Raw genomic sequence first — 15,310 nt, forward strand, 5'->3', positions numbered from 1 at the left:
ATCGGGGGGGCGGTGTTGAGAGGCAACAGGGGCGCTAGCTGCCGTTCGTCAAAGCCGGTTGGCGCCGCCGGGCATTGATTTATTTTGCGTCGGCGATCTCACCATTAGTCCCTGCCACGTTGCCGCTATTCCCGCGCCGGCGAGTGCGATCGCCATATCCTTTTGCGCATCCCAGACGTCCCCTTGCTGGCCGTTATAATCGTCCGCCATTCCCGGTGCGACCACGATCGTAAGCAGCCATTCGAAGATCTCATAGAGCGCGCTTACCGCGCCGATAAACATGAACGCCGTCCACAGGCTGGCGCGCCATCCCATCCCCGCATGCCGTCGCATCGCTTCGGCGAAGGGCGGTACCCACAGCAGCCCGAACGCCAGATGCACCAGCCGGTCATATCCATTGCGCGCCTGCCCGAACGTGCCGCTGATATTGTGCCCGGTGAGCGACTGCGCCCATTCGTCATAGGGCACGTTGGAATAGGTATAACGCCCGCCAAGCGTATGCAGCAGCCAGAACAGAAGTAGCGAGCCCACCGCCCCGTTCGACAAAGGCCAGCGCGCGAGCATCGGCGGCGCGGCGACTATCAGCAGCACCGTTGGCAGATGCTGGAGCGGCGCGATTTCCGGGAAAGGCTGACGCACATTCGCGAGCAAGACGGCGAGAGCGAGAACGAGGAGGGCTGTCAGCTGTCTTCGCGGAAGGCTGCGCCAGGCGCCAAGATACCGGATCATGCGGACGGGATGCCAGCAGCATTTCCCTGTGTCGAGCCCGCAGCCACGCTGTTGTAAAAAGCGGCCGCTTTGCAACGTCGGCGATGATCGCCTGCGGGACCGCGAAATCAGCCGCGAACGACGTCATCCTGGGCGATCGCGGCTGTTCCGCCGTCCGCCCGCATAGCGACTGCGCTGATTGCGCACGCTCCGTTCTCGGTTCAGATATGGAAATGAAGGGGAGCCGGGTATGAAGCATCTGCGCGCGTGGGTGATTGCATTGGCGGCAGCGGTTCCCGTTCAGCTATCGTCTGCGGCGCCGGCGGCCGAGACTGAAGCAATGGCTGCGGAGCGCATCCATTCCATCCTGCCGCTTTACACATTCGACTGGGCGGAGACCTGGCCGCGAGGCTTTTCATCGGGGGACGACTTCGGATGCTCATCTCGCGTTGCATTCGGGGATTGGCGCTTCACGCCCAACCCAAGCGATGATGCCGGGGACGAGCACTGGGAGCGGTTTTCCAACTATGGCGTTGTCCATTGTGCTGCAATCATGACAACTGCGGACAAGCAAGACGAGCTGAAGGAAGCCCCATGGAAATATGGCTTCTTCGTCCAGCTGGGAAAGACTCGCAAAGGCTCAGCAACGTGGGAGCTGTGGGCACTCCAAAAGGGCACTGTTCCTGGCAGCGAATACACGTTGCTGGCCCGCGAACCGGCCGGCGGCACGATCGAACGGTTCACGGTCCTGCAGCAGCGTTGCCCCGCCGGAACACAGGTCGAGGCCAAAGGTCTCGATATCTGGACGACGCGCTATTGTGCGATCAACGCACGCGCCGAATTGCTTTCTTTGGCGCGCAGGATGTTGGCGCTTCCGGCGCGAGGCGTGATCGAGAGAGTGGCCGAGGCTGAGTGATCGCGCCGCCAGGCTCGAAATCACCCGCGAAGGTCGGATGCCGGCCAGATATGGTGCCCTGGATTTCTGGTCCCGAATCTGACGTGCACCGCCCGCGCGCAGCCTTCTCCGGCGCAGGCCGGGGTTCAGTTGAAAAGTTGTTATACGGCGCGAAGCGTTTCGCCATTATTGTTCCCCAACTGGGCCCCGGCCTTCGCCGGGGAAGCAAAGAAGAAGAAGAAGAAAGACGATGCGCGCCCCTGTGTACTGGCCGTCGCTTTAGCCCCAGATCGGCGGCAGCGGAAATGGACAGGCCCCGGCGCAACCGTTACATTTCCGGATCGATCGGGGGCGGCCGGCCATAGCGCGTCACGGTGCGGTCCCTTTCCCCGGTTGCGGTATGATGGAGGGAACACGGATGCCGGACGCCATGCCGATGAGCCCGCCCGCAATGCCCAAGCCGACCGCGCGGCGGCTGCGCGTCTATGCGTTCGATCCCAATGCTTCGCTCGATCTCGGTTCGACCAAGTTCAGCCATGCGACCATTTCGCTTGCCTGGGACGATCCGACCGAGGAGGGGATCAGCCCCGGCCCGGTCAACGAATATCTCGAAGTGATCGATATCGATCCGTGCAGCCGCCAATTCTATCCGCCGATCGATCTCAATGCCGGCGAAGTGCTTGGCCAGGACGGCCTGCCGCCGTCGGAGGGCGATCCGCGTTTTCACCAGCAGATGGTGTTCGCGGTGGCGATGAAGACGATCAAGCTGTTCGAGCGCGCGCTGGGCCGCAAGGTGATCTGGGCGCCGGAATGGCGGGACGACAAGAAGACCTATGTCCCGACGATGAAGCTGCGGGTCTATCCGCATGCCCTGCGCGAGGCGAACGCCTATTACAGCCGGGCCAAACGCGCCCTGCTGTTCGGTTATTTCAACGCGACGCAGCGATCGGCCGGCGCGAGCTGGATCTTCACGGCGCTGTCGCACGACATCATCGTGCATGAGACGACGCACGCGATCCTGGACGGGCTGCACCCGCGCTATTCGGAATCGACCAGCGTCGACAGCCTGGCCTTTCACGAGGCCTTTGCCGATATCGCCGCGCTGTTCTCCCACTTCCAGCTGTACGAAGCGGTGTATGATTTCATCGAGAAGCGCGGCGGGCGGCTCGACCAGAGCGGGCTGCTGAGCGGGCTGGCGAGCCAGTTCGCCAAGGGCACGACCGGCCATGCCTCGCTGCGCGACTATATCGACAAGGCGCCCGACGCCAATGCGCTGGACGGGACTTCCGAGCCCCACGAGCGCGGCGCGATCCTGGTCGCCGCGGTGTTCGACGCGTTCCTGAGCATCTACACCGCGCGCACCGACGATTTGCTGCGGATGAGCGGGACGCGGATCGGCGCGGGCGATCAGCTGCATCCCGATCTGGTCGCGCGACTGACCCGGGAAGCGACCAAGAGCGCCGACCATGTGCTGCGCATGTGCATCCGCGCGCTCGATTATCTGCCGCCGGTGGATGTGCGGTTCGGCGAATTCCTGCGCGCGATCGTCACCGCCGATGCCGATCTGATCCCGGACGACCGGCTGCATTACCGGCTCGCCTTCGTCGAGGCGTTCCGCCGGCGGGGCATCTTCCCGGAAAACTGCCTGTCGATGTCGCCCGACAATCTGTTGTGGGATCTGGCGCCGCAGGAGGAGCTCGCCCCGGGCTATCTCTGCATCGACGACATCCAGGCGGAGGGGCTGAACCTGGTGCCGGAATATCGCCGGTCCGACATCGTGAAGACCGCCGAGGAGAACCGGCGCAAGGTGTGGTACTGGCTGACTCAGCCGGCGCTGGTGGTGAAGCCGGGGAGCGGGGTGACGCAGGCGCGGTTCGAAGCGTTGCGCGCGCGGGCGCGGGCCGTGCTGTCCGACGATGCGGCGAGCACCGGCAAGGCGCTGGAGGCCTATCTCGAATCGATCGCGGCGGATCTGCTTGCGCTGGGCGTGGACGATGCCGCGGTGAAGCGGCTCGCCGGCGGCCTGAAGCGCGCGACGAGCCATTTCGCGCGCTGGGAGCTGTTCCTGGCGATGCTGGCCAAGGCGCCGAATATCGCGACGGACGACAATGCCGACCTGTCGTGGGAACGCGCGCTCGGCATTTATTTTCAGCGCCATGAGGGCAAGGATCTGCACAGCATCCGCGGCGGCCGCTCCGGGCTGGTGGTCGAAGTCGCCAGCGTGCGCACGACGCGGCGCGCCGGGCCCGACGGGCAGGACATCCGCCAGCTGGTGATCGAAGTGACGCAGCGCCGCCAGGGCTATTTCGACCCGGCGGTGCAGGCAGCGCAGGATGCGCCCCCACCCGCCGGCGCCCCCGCCGGCGACCCGCAATGGGGCGATTTCGTGTTTCGCGGCGGCGCGACGCTGATCATCGACCTGCGCGGCAACAAGCTGCGCTACGTCATCAGCAAACGCATCGACGACGAGGCCCGCCTCGCCCGCCAGCGCGAGCATCTGCTGACCCCGGCCTCGCTTGGCTTCACCTATGACCGCGGCCGCTCCAACGAGCCGTTCGCGCTCCTCCACCGGATGTGAGGGCCAGATGGCTAAAGCTCCCCCCGCCGCAAAACCGGCCAAGCCCGCAAAACCCGCCAAGCCGGCCAAACCGGCGGCCGGCGGCGATGCCATTTCCGTGCGGATGTATCGCGGGCTGCTCGGCGACTGTTTCCTGCTGACGCATGAATATCAGGGCAGGATTTTCCGCGCGCTGATCGATTGCGGGGTGCTGCAATGCATCGGCGCGAGCAAGCCGGCTACCAAGAGCGGCGTCGGCCATATCGGCGCGGTCGTCGAGAACCTGAAAAAGGATACGGGCGGCGTGCTCGATCTGGTGATCGGCACGCACGAGCATTACGATCATCTGTCCGGCTTCCTCCTGCATTTCGATGTGTGGAAGACCTTCACGATCAGGGCGGTGTGGGTCGCCTGGACCGAGAATGACGATGACGAGCTGGCGGTGGCGATCCGCGAGAAGCGATCCCGCGGGCTGGAGGCGCTGGCCGCGCTGGTGTCGCCGGATGCGCCCGGCGCGCCGAACCCGTTCGCGCTCGACCGGTCCGATCCGGCCGCGCAGGACCGGATCGCGAGCATCACCGACATGCTGCAATTCTATGGCGAGATCGAGCCGTGGAAGCCGGTCGCGCAGGGCATGGGCGCTGCCGCCACGCCGGTGGTGCCGCGCCCGCCGAAAGTGCCGCCGCGCAGCTGCGCCGACGTGTTTTCCTGGCTGAAGGGCAAGGCGGAGCAGCAGAATGTCTCCTATCTCGAGCCCGGCCAGCAGGTTTCGTTCGGCGTCGACAACCGGCTCAGGGCGCATGTGCTCGGCCCACCGCGCACGCGCAGCCGGCTCAAGCAGCTCGATCCGAAGGAAGGCGCCGAGCGCGAAGTCTATCTGACCAATGCGGACGATATCGCCGCGCTGGATACGACGCTGCGCTTCAACGCGGTCGCCGGCGCCGCGACGGACGGCACGCCGCGGCCGGCCGACTTCCCCTTTGCCGACCGGTTCCGGCGCTGGGAGGACGGCAGCTCCGGCGATCCGCTCGCGGGCCTCTATTATGCGGCCGATGCGGCGGGCCGGCGGATCGACGGCGAATGGCTCGGATCGGCCGAGACGCTGGCGCTGAAGATCGACGGCGACGTCAACAACACCTCGCTCGCGCTGGCGATCGAGGCGCCGGACCGCCGGGTGCTGCTGTTCCCGGCCGACGCGCAGGTCGGCAACTGGCTGTCGTGGCACGACCAGCGTTATCCCGCCAAGCCGGCCACCCCGGACGCCCCGACCGAAAGCGCGCAGGACATCCTGGGCCGCGTCGTGTTCTACAAGGTCGGCCATCACGGCAGCCACAATGCGACGGCGCGCACGATGGGGCTGGAGATGATGACCAGCCCGGATCTGGTGGCGATGATCCCGGTGGTCGAGGAAGTCGCGGGCGAGCAGGTGACCAAATCCAACCCGAGCGGCTGGGCGATGCCGTATGGCGATCTCTATGCGCGGTTGAAGACCAAGACGCATGACCGCATCATCCGCGGCGACGGCAAGCGCGCCGACGAGGAAGCGGCGTTCGCGCCGGGGAGCGGGCCTTTTTCGTTGCGCTATGCGGACAAGAGTGGCGATCCGTTGTGGGTGGAGCTGCGGCTGGAGATTTGAGGGTGGGCGCGCTCGGCGGGGCAAGACCCGCTTTGTTTCATCGGAGCTCATTGCCGCTTGCAGTGGTCGCGCTGAAGGTTCGGCTCTGTCGAGGTCAGCAGGTCGAGGATGGCCTCAACGCTTCGCCTACAGCCTTGCCCGCTGTTGCACGTCTTGAAGTGTCGACCGACAGACGGCGTCGGGCGGGAGCGTGCAGTTGCAGCGATTCTCCGACCGACCCATAGTGCCTGGATGTTGGTTCGCCAGTCCAAAACCGATCGCGCGAGCGCCCTGTCCGCGACGTTGATTGGAGCCATGTTCGGCGCGCTGATCGAGGGGCCGGCCGTAGTAGCTGCAATCAGTTCTGCCGGGGCGGGACACGGCTCCTACATCGCCGCGCGGGTCTTGTTTCCGCTGCCTATGTTGCTGACCCTGCTTGAAGGCAAGATCGGACCAGTCGCGGCTATCGCCGCGCTACTCCAGTTTCCGATCTACGGTGCACTGTTTGGATGGAGCATTTGGCGGCGCAAGCCATTTGGCGCTGCCATCTTAGTGGTTTCTCTGCATGTTGCTGCTGCTGGGGCCTGCTTTGGGGGAGCTCTGCCAACATTCTCGCTATAAGCAGCCGGCCTGGAATCCACCAGTTTCGAAATCCGAACCGCGCCGCCGCCCCTCATTGCAGCTTTCGGTTAAAGCGGCGCTGCCGCAAGTGCCCCAATCGCAATCTCAGGCCAGTCTGGGATTTGCGCCTAAATCGGTCGGGATGATCCAAGCAAGCAGGACAGGGATCATGAGGATGACATTCCCGAGGTGAAAGATGAGTGGCCCCGGTCCGTCCCATGACGGGCCGACGTTCAGAACGACGATCATCAGGCCCACCCAGGCACCGGAAAACGCGCCGTCCCGCAGGCGACGGTACGTCATCATGGTCAGCAGAACATAGGCTGGAGCACCGAGCAGAAAGCCCAGCCAGTAGGGACCACCAACCTGCGCGAGAACGATCGGCAAGCCGAATGATGCGAGCAGGAGCAGGATGGAAGCTCGCCGATATGGCGCGGGTGCGGCGCAGGTTTCGAGCATCGAACGCATCAGGGATGCATACATTATATGACACGAGCCAACCACCACTTCCTGCTAGCCCGACGCGAGCTTAGACCCAGGCGGCGGGCAGCGCGCGACTCGGTTGCGGGCGTTCGGCACGGCGTTAGATCATCGTGCGTTAAATCGGCGCCAACAGACGCGATCTTCTTTCCGCTTCCCCGGCAAAGGAGTCGGGGGACGATCGTGACGAAGGGCCGCGCACTCTAATGACGACCTTTCCCGCTGGACCCCGGCCTTCGCCGGGGAAGAAGATCCTGTAGAAATCTTGGCCGGATTCAACGCTCGCCGCTATAGACTGGCGACGTGACACGGACTCGGCCAGTACCCGCCTCGTGCGAAGTCTGACGGCTTTATGAAAGCCGCGAACCCGTTTTACGTTCCTCGCCGATCCAGGGAGGTTGCCTTGTTCGTCCTGGCTGCGGCCTGCGTTGCGATGATCGTCATCTCGCTGTTCCTCGTCCCGCTCACCACACAGAATCTGAGCGTGCCTGGTGTTACCGGGCTGCTTGCCGCGCTGGCCTTCCATCGCGGCTTACAGCAGCGGGGGTATCGGCATTCTCGCGAGCGCGCGGTTGCGGAGCTTCGTGCCGATATACGCAGTGGAGGCGACGACGCGTTGCCGCGCTAAACCGGTAAGCGCTACAACCTGACCGACATTCGTGCAGGGCCGGCTTCCCAAGCGAAGACCGGGGGGCGGTTGGAAGATCGTTATAACGGTGCGCGGCGCTTGATCATGGTCGTCCCCCAACTGGGCCCCGGCCTTCGCCGGGGAACGGAAGAAGGGACGAACATATCTGACGCTGGCCGGCCCTAGCGATTCCCGCCGATCAGATCCCCCAGGCCGCCGAGTACCGAGCCTTCGCCGCGGTTCTGGCCGCCCCGGCTGCCGGCGGCGGCGAGCATGCGGCCGGCGAGGCGGGAGAAGGGGAGCGACTGGATCCATACCTTGCCCGGCCCGGTGAGCCGCGCGAAGAACAGGCCTTCGCCGCCGAACAAGGCGCTGCGCACGCCGCCCGCCGCGACGAGATCGAAATCGACGCCTTGCGTATAGGCCGCGAGGCAGCCGGTATCGACGTGCAGTTCCTGGCCCGGCCCGAGCTCGCGCTCGACCACGGTGCCGCCCATCTGGACGAACACCCAGCCGTCTCCCTCCAGCTTCTGCATGATGAAGCCTTCGCCACCGAACAGGCCAGTCATCATGCGGCGCTGGAATTCGACGCCGATCGACACGCCCTTGGCCGCGGCGAGGAAGCTGTCCTTCTGGCAGATCAGCCGACCGCCATAATCGGCCAGGCGCAGCGGCAGGATCGCGCCCGGCGTGGGCGAGGCGAAGGCGACGCGCGCCTTGCCCGTGCCGTGATGGGTGAAGACGGTGGTGAACAGACTTTCGCCCGTGACCAGGCGCTTGCCCGCCCCGAGCAGCTTGCCCATGAAGCCGTCGCCTTCCCCGCCGCTGCCATCGCCGAACACCGTCGACATGCCGACCGAGGCATCCTTCCACACGAGCGCCCCGGCCTCGGCCACGGCGCTTTCGCCCGGATCGAGCTCGATCTCGAGGAACTGCAATTCCTGTCCCTTGATCTCGAAATCGATGTCGTCGGCCACGCCGGCGCTGCGGTGATGCGCCCAGGGGCTCGGATTGGTCATGCTGCTGGCTCCTGACTGGATTCCTGGCTGGACTGTAGCGTCGGGGCCGGGCGATTCGCCACTGCGCCGGTTATAGCCGGCTGAGCATTTCCCGTTCGCCATCGATATCGGCGCTGGCCTCGCGGAGTGACAGCACTTCGAAGGCGGGAAGCTTGCTGGGCAGATCAGGTTCCTTGCGCACCACTGCGACCAGCCGCGGCGCGCCGCTCAGCAACAATGTGGCCGTCCCCTCCTCTTCGCCGCCGAAGATCAGGTAGCGACCATCGGCAATGGCGCGCGCCGCATCGGCCTGAAATCCGGGTGCAACGCCCGGCCGAAAGGCGACGGCTGCCGCCGCCTTCCCCTTGAACAGCTGTTTCACCGACACCCCCCAGGAGCCCCAACTCCAGTCGCGAATATAGGTCCGGGGTGGGCCTAAAGGCAATGGGAGATATAGCTAAATCGTAAAATTACGACACCCGTTATGGGTATGTTTACCATGCCGCAACCGCGAATTCGGGCCGCGCGGAGCGGCCGCAGCCCGGTTCAGGCGGCGCACACCCTCCTGTACAACCGGCGCAGCAACGGATGCAACATGGATCAACTTGCTCGGACGATCTGTTATCATGACGGCGACGGGAGTTCCGATGTCGAACAGGTTCGTGGAAAAGCTTCGCGGCTTCGCCCTGTTGGGGGAAGACGATGTCGCGCTGCTCGAACAGGCGACGGCGCGGTCGCGCTGCGTGGGCGCGCGGCAAGACCTGATCCGCGAGGGCGATCCCCCCGGCCCGGTCTTCGTGATGCTGGAGGGCTGGGGGTGCCGCTATAAATTGCTGCCCGATGGCACGCGGCAGATCATGGCGCTGCTGATGCCGGGCGACAGCTGCGACATCCATGCCGGTGTGCTGGCGGAAATGGACCACAGCATTCAGACGCTGACGGCGGCGCGCGTCGCGCTGATCGAGCGCGCCGAGATCGAGCGGCTGATCGAGGAGCGACCGCGGATCGCCCGGGCGCTGTGGTCGACCCAGCTGGTCGACGAGGGCACGTTGCGCGCCTGGATCGTCAGCATGGGCCGCCGATCGAGCATCGCGCGCGTCGCGCACCTGATGTGCGAGCTGTATCTGCGCGCGTATAATATCGGGCTGGTGACGGACAATGAGCTCGAGCTGCCGATCACCCAGATCGTGCTGGCCGATGCGCTCGGGCTGACGCCGGTGCATGTCAATCGTGTGATCCGCAAGCTGCGCCAGACGGGCGTGATGGAGCTGCGCGAACGGAGCCTGCTGATCCTGGATCCGGCCCGGCTCGCCGAGATCGCGGGCTTCGACGAAGGCTATCTGCATCGCCGCCTGTCCAATGCAGCGTGAAGGCGGGGCCTTGATGAAAAAATAACACAAGTAAGGAAATTTTATTGATTCAGGTTAATATTGTTCAACACGAAGCGTTTATCATGCTTCCGGGCAGCGCGTTCCTTCCCTGACTCCGGGCGCACTGCTTTCTCCCGATGCCCCGCACTGGCATCTCGTGAAGAAGGGTCGGCTCCCCCCCGGAGTCGACCCTTTTTCATTGCCGTGGGACTTGCGTCCCTTCAGCGCCGCCCCGCCGCATAGATCTGCCACAGGCTCTTCGCGATCTTCACCCCCAGGCCAATCGCCGTGATGACCAGTACCCAGCTGAGGATGACGCCGAGACCGAGCGCCAGGCCCGGCAGGTCGCGGTCGATCCCGTGCAGCTGGTGCAGCGCCGCGAGGTTGAGCAGCGAGCCGTCTCCGCCGACTGCGGCGCGCTCGCCGCCGCGGATCAGGGTGAACCAATGGCCTGCCCGGAAGACCGCCAGCGTCAGCACAATACCGGCAACCGCGACCGGGATCTGCAGCACCGCGCGCAGCCGGAGCGCAACCGGCCGGGCCACGCCGACCGCATCGACCGCGATCTGGGCCAGCGCATAAGCGAGGATCGGCAGATAGAGCGCCGCCCAGACCGGCGCGGCCTCGACCGTGGTTTTCGATCCCTTCAGATCGAAGCCCGCCATGCCGGGAATGTGCAGCACGCCGATCCACCAGGCGACGAACAGGATTCCGGCCACCAGCGACACCATCGCTTCGGAGCCCGGCCAGACGCGTTGCGGCTTCAGCCGCGGCAGACCACGGATCGGCAGATCGGCGCCGAGCTGCGCCGCCCAGCTTGCCGGATCGGCCAGCTTTAGGATTTGCAGGTCCTCGACTCGCCAGGTGTCGAGATAGCCCGGCCGCAACCCGAAATGCTCGCAGATCGCGCCCGCCAGCGTCGCCACGCCGATCAGCGTGAGGCCGGCGCCGAACAGGCCGTGGACCGATTGCACGACGGCCCGTCCCGCATCGAACGGACTGCTCACCAGACCGATCAGCAGGATCAGCGCATAGGCCGCGGCGAGGATCAGCAGGCCCGCCTTCACCGCGAACAGCCAGTAGGGGAACAGTTCGGGCCCGATCAGATGCTGCGGCCCGGTGCGGTAGCGCGCGGCCACCGCGAGCGGATGGCCCATGGCGCGCAGCACTTCCTGTCGCTCCTCATCGGTCAGCGCGCGGCCAAGCGTCTCCTCGCGCTCCTCGAACTGCGACAACAGGGTATCGCGCAGTTCGGCGACGATGTCGGGGGCGGCGTCGCGCGGCAGATGCGCGGCGATCGCCTCCAGATAGATATCGAGCATGTCCATGTCGGGGCCTTTCGCCTTTGGGTTCACAGGATCTTGTCGAGCGAGGCGTTGATGCCGCGCCATTCGGCGGTGAGCGCGGCGAGCATCGCCACGCCCATCGGGGAGAGGCGGTAGAAGCGCTTCTTGCGCTTCTCCTCCTCGCGCCATTCGCTGTTGAGCAGGCCCTGCGTCTCGAGCCGGCGGAGCAGCGGATAAAGGGTGCTCTCCTCCATCTCGAGCCCGTCGGCGGCGAGCGCCTGGCGCAGGGTGTAGCCGTATCGCTCCTCGGTAAGCCGGGCGAGCACGGCGAGGACCAGCGAGCCGCGCCGGAGCTCGAGCCGCATGGATTCGAAGAGTTCGGGATCGATCGCCATCTGCATGCTGCCTGTCATACACTGTTTGTCGCACAGTGTATGACACATACTGTGCGAGGCCGTCAATATGGATCTTCAGGGGGCCGAAACCTCCGTTCGGGGAATCATCCTGTGGGCAGTGCGTCGCGCGGTTGCCGCAACGTCGGACCGGTCACGAAACAATGGCTATGGCGCCTGCAACGGGAAATCGTTAGCAAGCGCCCGAATCTGCGGGCAGGGGCGGCCGCGAGCCGCGTCAGCGGTGCTTGATTGCAATGATTTCCGGGCAGATTCGCCCGGCTCGGAATGCGCGAGAGGGCAACCTTATCCTGCGTTGATGTTCAGCCGATTTCCCTCGATGGATATCAGCGCAGGATGCGCAAACCTCGGTGCCCGGATCCTCAGGGATCCGGGCATCCTTTTTCGAAACGTCCCCCGCCCGCCCCCACATGACGCGGCCATCCGTTGCGGAATCGGGATCTTCAGCAGGCGCCGATCGGTCCGTCGCGATCCGCCGCATTTCGTCGATTGTGGGCGGAACCCAGCGCCCGGCCGAACGTCTCACCGAGCGAGACGGGCAATCTCAGATGGGCCCGGGATTCAGGCGGCTTCAGCCGCGACGAAGGACGAGAAATGCGCGAGACGGTGCCGGCACAGCCGGAGGAAGCGGAATCCTGGTATATCCAGCGGGCTGAACAGGAACTCGAACTGGCCCAGCGCGCCGAACACCCGGCGGTGGTGAGAGCGCATTATCTGATGGCGGAATCCTATCTCGAACGCGCCAACGATCCCGACGAGGAACCGCAGGCCGACGCGGCCTGACGCCGCGTGCCGCCGCTGTGCCGACGGCCGTTCACCCCGCGCCCGCGACGGGCCATCCGATCGGACGGAACGCCAGCCATTCCAGACCGTTGGCAGCACGGAACCGGGAGACAAGCGTGGACAGGCGTGGCGCGGACGGACGTGGCAGACCCCCGAGAATAGCGATCGTCGCAGGCTGCCTCAGCCTCAGCATTGCGACCGGGATGGTGGCGAGCGCCTATACGACGGCGGGCCTCAATCCATTCTACGCGCGGCAGCGCGGGCCATTCTACACGCAGCAGCGCGAGAGCGCCGACGCTGCGCCAGGCTGGGCCTGGACGACCGATACCGGCCACGAAAGCTGGGCGGCGAGCACCGGCACGCCGGAGAGCCTGTCCTATCCCCCCATTCCGACGCCGCGCTGACCGATGTTGCGCCGTTTCGCCTCCTGGCGCGGCCGCGCCCCCGCCGAGCCTGTCGAAGCCACTCCGCCGGACGGGGACAAGGTGGCGCTGGTCGGCGCGGCGCTGCGCTCCACCTATGACCCGGCAGACGAGGAGCTCGACGCCCGGCTCGTGACGCTCATGCTCGAGCTGTCCGTGGAGCAGCCCAAGACCAAGGCCCCACGCCGCCGCCGCTGAGGCGCATCAGCTGCGCCATACCAGGGCAGCCACGATCACCAGCAGCGCGAGCAGGACGACCGCGATCGTGCCGCGGCTCATGCCGCGTTGTTCCACCGCATGCGAACCATTCTCGTCGTTCTGCGCCATCGCCGTCTCCCATCGACAATGCGGCAAACGTCATCGTCCGATACCGGTTCCGTCCATGGGGGATCGCCCCCGCGGGAATTGTAAAAAAATACTGAAATCGATGGAACCGTCGCGCGCCCGATTGGTTTTCTATCTCGAAGCGGCTCCTGTCCCCCCTCGTGCCGCTTCGTGTATAGAATTGCCCCGCCAGCGCCCCCCCTGCTGGCGGGGCGTTCAATTTCAGGGCTTCCCGATTTCCTGCACCCCGATTTGCGGCGCGCTGCCCAGCCCGTGCAGCAGCGACCAGCCGGGCGGCAGATAATCGGTCGACATGTAATAATAGAGAATACAGGATTTGTCGGCGCGGTAGCTCGCGCCCTTCACGATGCCGAACGCAACCGTCCCGCTGAACACCGGGGCGCCGCTGTCGCCGCCCTGGCACACCGGGCCGTTGACGGCGACCCAGGTCGGCAGGCACGCCCCACCGCACAGATCGCCGGCCGGCGCGAAATCGACCATATCCACCTGCGCGCAGCTATAGCCCGTCGTCTCGCCGCGGTGACACACAAAGTCGCCCGCGCGCGTGCTGGTGCGGTTGCGCCAGGTCGTCACTGGCCGCGCCTCCCTCTTGGCGGTGTCGGCATAGAACAGCGGCCGCAGCGTTTCGTCGCTGACATGGACCTGCACGTCCTGAAAGCCCCAGCCCCATTGGCCGATGAACGCGAGCGGCGTTTCGTGGCGCGCGCGATCGACATAGGAGAGTGTGTCCGGGCAATGCGCCGAGGTCACGACGCCCGTGCGCGCGCCGTCCGTCACGACGAAGCCAGTGGTGCAGGCATAGCGCCGGCCGTCGAGCGGGTTGATGCCGACAACGCGCGATCCGCCGCCGACGTCCATCGCGCCGGTATCGACATCGCGCCCGAGGATACGAAGCCGTACCGGTACGCCGGCAAGATCGGTCAGCTTCGCGGTCAGCGCGGGCTGATCGATGCCGCCGGCATCGGCGTTGTTGACCGTCACGACCAGGTCGCCGGTGCGCGGATCGGCGCCCATGCCGGGCGGTCGCGGCAGCGCGGCGCGGATTTCCGCCTGGTGCTGCTCGATCGCGGCGACGATCCGGTCGCGCGTGGCCGGCGCGCCAGTGCGGAAAGTGATCGGCACCTGCCGCCCGCCGGCGAACACCGCCTCGTCGGCGACCGGCTGCGTGCCGGTGAGCAGCACGACGATGCGATATTCAGGGTGATGCTCGATCGCGATGCCGGCCAGGCGATCCTTGTAGAGCAATTGGAGCCGGTCGGTCGCGGGGACCGATTCCTGCTGCGCGCGCAGGCGGAAGATCGCTTCGTCGAGGGGCACGCCGTTCTGCCGGGCATAATCGGCGGCGTCCTGCGCCAGCGCCTCGGCCGGCGTCTGTACCGGCGAGGCCGGCGGCACGACTTGCGCCGGGGGTGTGGTCGGGACCTGGGCGGTGGCGGTGACGGAGAATGTGGCCAGGAAAGCGGCGACGGCGACGCGAAGGGCAGCGTGACGCATGCGCATGATCCTGACCTTGCCCCAATGCACGGCCGATGAACAGCCGGAGTAGCGGGAGTTATAGCTGTCGAGATTCGTTCGGAGCGGTTCCCCGACGGAGGCCGGGGCCCAGTTGGAAAGGTTGTCGTAACTGCGCACAACGCGTCGCCATGATCGTCCCCCAACTCGACCCCGGCCTGCGCCGGGGAACGGAAGAAGGAAGGCTTCTGTTGTCGACTTAACCCAGCGCCTTGCTCATATGGATCGCGACTGCGCCGGGGAATGCCTCTTCGCCGTCGATGCCGTAACCAAGCTCGGCATAGAGGCGCAGGTTCGTCGCCATCAGCTTGTTGGTGTAGAGCCTGATGCGGCCGAGCCCCGCTTCGACCGCAACGCTCTCGGCATGCGCCAGCAGTTTGCGGCCAAGGCCCCTGCCCTGCGCATCCGGCGCCACCGCGACATTTAGGATCAGCAGGCAATCGGGCTCCACCACCGTCTCGATGAGCGCGACCAGCGCGCCGGCGCGATCGAGCAGATCGATGCGGTGTTCGCACACGGCGCGGTCGTAATCGGCGCCCATCGGCCGCGGCTCTCGTCCGACGATCGGCACCCATCTGGCATAGGCAGCGCGCGTCAGATCGCGCACCGCCGCTGCATCGCCGGGCCCGGCCCGCCGCATCCCGTTCGTTTCTTCCATTCGCGCCTCCACCCCCGCA

At 65.8% G+C, this 15,310-nt stretch carries 18 protein-coding genes; 9 read left to right on the forward strand and 9 right to left on the reverse strand.

Features of this window, described 5'->3' with window-relative positions; genetic code table 11:
- Positions 1-48 precede the first annotated feature (48 nt).
- Positions 49-804 (reverse strand): DUF2238 domain-containing protein, encoded by a 756-nt coding sequence (locus U1769_RS01165; protein ID WP_443030161.1) that lies wholly within the window; start codon positions 802-804, stop codon positions 49-51.
- Positions 805-958: 154 nt separating this feature from the next.
- On the opposite strand from U1769_RS01165, the gene U1769_RS01170 reads away from it, so the two are divergent.
- The 4 genes from U1769_RS01170 to U1769_RS01185 all read left to right on the forward strand — a co-directional run bounded on the left by U1769_RS01170 (position 959) and on the right by U1769_RS01185 (position 6,396).
- On the forward strand, positions 959-1,624 hold the full coding sequence (locus U1769_RS01170) for a hypothetical protein (protein ID WP_332710972.1): 666 nt from the start codon (positions 959-961) through the stop codon (positions 1,622-1,624).
- A gap of 397 nt (positions 1,625-2,021) precedes the next feature.
- Positions 2,022-4,181: a gluzincin family metallopeptidase gene (locus U1769_RS01175; protein WP_332710973.1), complete on the forward strand. Its 2,160-nt coding sequence runs from the start codon at positions 2,022-2,024 to the stop codon at positions 4,179-4,181.
- Between the two features lie 7 nt (positions 4,182-4,188).
- Positions 4,189-5,796, forward strand: a complete 1,608-nt coding sequence (locus U1769_RS01180; RefSeq protein ID WP_332710975.1) for a ComEC/Rec2 family competence protein — start codon at positions 4,189-4,191, stop codon at positions 5,794-5,796.
- 231 nt (positions 5,797-6,027) lie between these two features.
- Positions 6,028-6,396, forward strand: coding sequence for a hypothetical protein (locus U1769_RS01185; protein WP_332710977.1), 369 nt, complete (start codon positions 6,028-6,030; stop codon positions 6,394-6,396).
- Between the two features lie 105 nt (positions 6,397-6,501).
- Here U1769_RS01185 and U1769_RS01190 read toward each other — a convergent pair whose 3' ends face one another.
- The gene (locus tag U1769_RS01190) at positions 6,502-6,864 is read right to left on the reverse strand and encodes a hypothetical protein (RefSeq protein WP_332710978.1); all 363 of its coding nucleotides are present in this window, start codon (positions 6,862-6,864) and stop codon (positions 6,502-6,504) included.
- A 415-nt stretch (positions 6,865-7,279) separates the two neighbouring features.
- Here U1769_RS01190 and U1769_RS01195 point away from each other — a divergent pair, with 415 nt between their 5' ends.
- The gene (locus U1769_RS01195; protein WP_332710980.1) at positions 7,280-7,504 is read left to right on the forward strand and encodes a hypothetical protein; all 225 of its coding nucleotides are present in this window, start codon (positions 7,280-7,282) and stop codon (positions 7,502-7,504) included.
- Between the two features lie 182 nt (positions 7,505-7,686).
- Here the strand turns inward: U1769_RS01195 and U1769_RS01200 are convergent, their stop codons facing one another.
- Both U1769_RS01200 and U1769_RS01205 read right to left on the reverse strand, forming a co-directional pair.
- Positions 7,687-8,523 carry a TIGR00266 family protein gene (locus tag U1769_RS01200; RefSeq protein WP_332710981.1) on the reverse strand — a complete coding sequence of 279 codons (837 nt, stop codon included), beginning with the start codon at positions 8,521-8,523 and terminating at the stop codon, positions 7,687-7,689.
- A 70-nt stretch (positions 8,524-8,593) separates the two neighbouring features.
- Positions 8,594-8,884, reverse strand: coding sequence for a hypothetical protein (locus tag U1769_RS01205; RefSeq protein WP_332710983.1), 291 nt, complete (start codon positions 8,882-8,884; stop codon positions 8,594-8,596).
- A 265-nt stretch (positions 8,885-9,149) separates the two neighbouring features.
- On the opposite strand from U1769_RS01205, the gene U1769_RS01210 reads away from it, so the two are divergent.
- Positions 9,150-9,872 (forward strand): Crp/Fnr family transcriptional regulator, encoded by a 723-nt coding sequence (locus tag U1769_RS01210; RefSeq protein WP_332710984.1) that lies wholly within the window; start codon positions 9,150-9,152, stop codon positions 9,870-9,872.
- A gap of 221 nt (positions 9,873-10,093) precedes the next feature.
- Here U1769_RS01210 and U1769_RS01215 read toward each other — a convergent pair whose 3' ends face one another.
- Complete coding sequence (locus U1769_RS01215) at positions 10,094-11,200, reverse strand: hypothetical protein (RefSeq protein ID WP_332710986.1); 1,107 nt, start codon at positions 11,198-11,200, stop codon at positions 10,094-10,096.
- A 23-nt stretch (positions 11,201-11,223) separates the two neighbouring features.
- Positions 11,224-11,571, reverse strand: coding sequence for a PadR family transcriptional regulator (locus U1769_RS01220; protein WP_332710987.1), 348 nt, complete (start codon positions 11,569-11,571; stop codon positions 11,224-11,226).
- A 594-nt stretch (positions 11,572-12,165) separates the two neighbouring features.
- Between U1769_RS01220 and U1769_RS01225 the strand changes: the two genes are divergently transcribed.
- The 3 genes from U1769_RS01225 to U1769_RS01235 all read left to right on the forward strand — a co-directional run bounded on the left by U1769_RS01225 (position 12,166) and on the right by U1769_RS01235 (position 12,974).
- Positions 12,166-12,354, forward strand: a complete 189-nt coding sequence (locus tag U1769_RS01225; RefSeq protein ID WP_332710989.1) for a hypothetical protein — start codon at positions 12,166-12,168, stop codon at positions 12,352-12,354.
- A 116-nt stretch (positions 12,355-12,470) separates the two neighbouring features.
- Complete coding sequence (locus U1769_RS01230) at positions 12,471-12,758, forward strand: hypothetical protein (protein WP_332710991.1); 288 nt, start codon at positions 12,471-12,473, stop codon at positions 12,756-12,758.
- A 3-nt stretch (positions 12,759-12,761) separates the two neighbouring features.
- Positions 12,762-12,974, forward strand: coding sequence for a hypothetical protein (locus U1769_RS01235; protein WP_332710993.1), 213 nt, complete (start codon positions 12,762-12,764; stop codon positions 12,972-12,974).
- Positions 12,975-12,980: 6 nt separating this feature from the next.
- On the opposite strand, the gene U1769_RS01240 is transcribed toward U1769_RS01235, so the two are convergent.
- The 3 genes from U1769_RS01240 to U1769_RS01250 form a co-directional block, all read right to left on the reverse strand.
- On the reverse strand, positions 12,981-13,103 hold the full coding sequence (locus tag U1769_RS01240; RefSeq protein WP_332710995.1) for a hypothetical protein: 123 nt from the start codon (positions 13,101-13,103) through the stop codon (positions 12,981-12,983).
- Positions 13,104-13,322: 219 nt separating this feature from the next.
- Complete coding sequence (locus U1769_RS01245; RefSeq protein ID WP_332710997.1) at positions 13,323-14,615, reverse strand: chymotrypsin family serine protease; 1,293 nt, start codon at positions 14,613-14,615, stop codon at positions 13,323-13,325.
- 217 nt (positions 14,616-14,832) lie between these two features.
- Positions 14,833-15,291, reverse strand: coding sequence for a GNAT family N-acetyltransferase (locus U1769_RS01250; RefSeq protein WP_332710999.1), 459 nt, complete (start codon positions 15,289-15,291; stop codon positions 14,833-14,835).
- Positions 15,292-15,310: the final 19 nt, after the last annotated feature.

Source organism: Parasphingomonas zepuensis (assembly GCF_036663735.1).
GTDB lineage: Bacteria > Pseudomonadota > Alphaproteobacteria > Sphingomonadales > Sphingomonadaceae > Sphingomonas.

Coding starts and splice junctions, on each gene's coding strand:
- U1769_RS01170 (WP_332710972.1), top strand. CDS start 959: ATGAAGCATCTGCGCGCGTGGGTGATTGCATTGGCGGCAGCGGTTCCC.
- U1769_RS01175 (WP_332710973.1), top strand. CDS start 2,022: ATGCCGGACGCCATGCCGATGAGCCCGCCCGCAATGCCCAAGCCGACC.
- U1769_RS01180 (WP_332710975.1), top strand. CDS start 4,189: ATGGCTAAAGCTCCCCCCGCCGCAAAACCGGCCAAGCCCGCAAAACCC.
- U1769_RS01185 (WP_332710977.1), top strand. CDS start 6,028: ATGTTGGTTCGCCAGTCCAAAACCGATCGCGCGAGCGCCCTGTCCGCG.
- U1769_RS01190 (WP_332710978.1), bottom strand. CDS start 6,864: ATGCGTTCGATGCTCGAAACCTGCGCCGCACCCGCGCCATATCGGCGA.
- U1769_RS01200 (WP_332710981.1), bottom strand. CDS start 8,523: ATGACCAATCCGAGCCCCTGGGCGCATCACCGCAGCGCCGGCGTGGCC.
- U1769_RS01210 (WP_332710984.1), top strand. CDS start 9,150: ATGTCGAACAGGTTCGTGGAAAAGCTTCGCGGCTTCGCCCTGTTGGGG.
- U1769_RS01215 (WP_332710986.1), bottom strand. CDS start 11,200: ATGGACATGCTCGATATCTATCTGGAGGCGATCGCCGCGCATCTGCCG.
- U1769_RS01220 (WP_332710987.1), bottom strand. CDS start 11,571: ATGACAGGCAGCATGCAGATGGCGATCGATCCCGAACTCTTCGAATCC.
- U1769_RS01225 (WP_332710989.1), top strand. CDS start 12,166: ATGCGCGAGACGGTGCCGGCACAGCCGGAGGAAGCGGAATCCTGGTAT.
- U1769_RS01235 (WP_332710993.1), top strand. CDS start 12,762: ATGTTGCGCCGTTTCGCCTCCTGGCGCGGCCGCGCCCCCGCCGAGCCT.
- U1769_RS01240 (WP_332710995.1), bottom strand. CDS start 13,103: ATGGCGCAGAACGACGAGAATGGTTCGCATGCGGTGGAACAACGCGGC.
- U1769_RS01245 (WP_332710997.1), bottom strand. CDS start 14,615: ATGCGTCACGCTGCCCTTCGCGTCGCCGTCGCCGCTTTCCTGGCCACA.
- U1769_RS01250 (WP_332710999.1), bottom strand. CDS start 15,291: ATGGAAGAAACGAACGGGATGCGGCGGGCCGGGCCCGGCGATGCAGCG.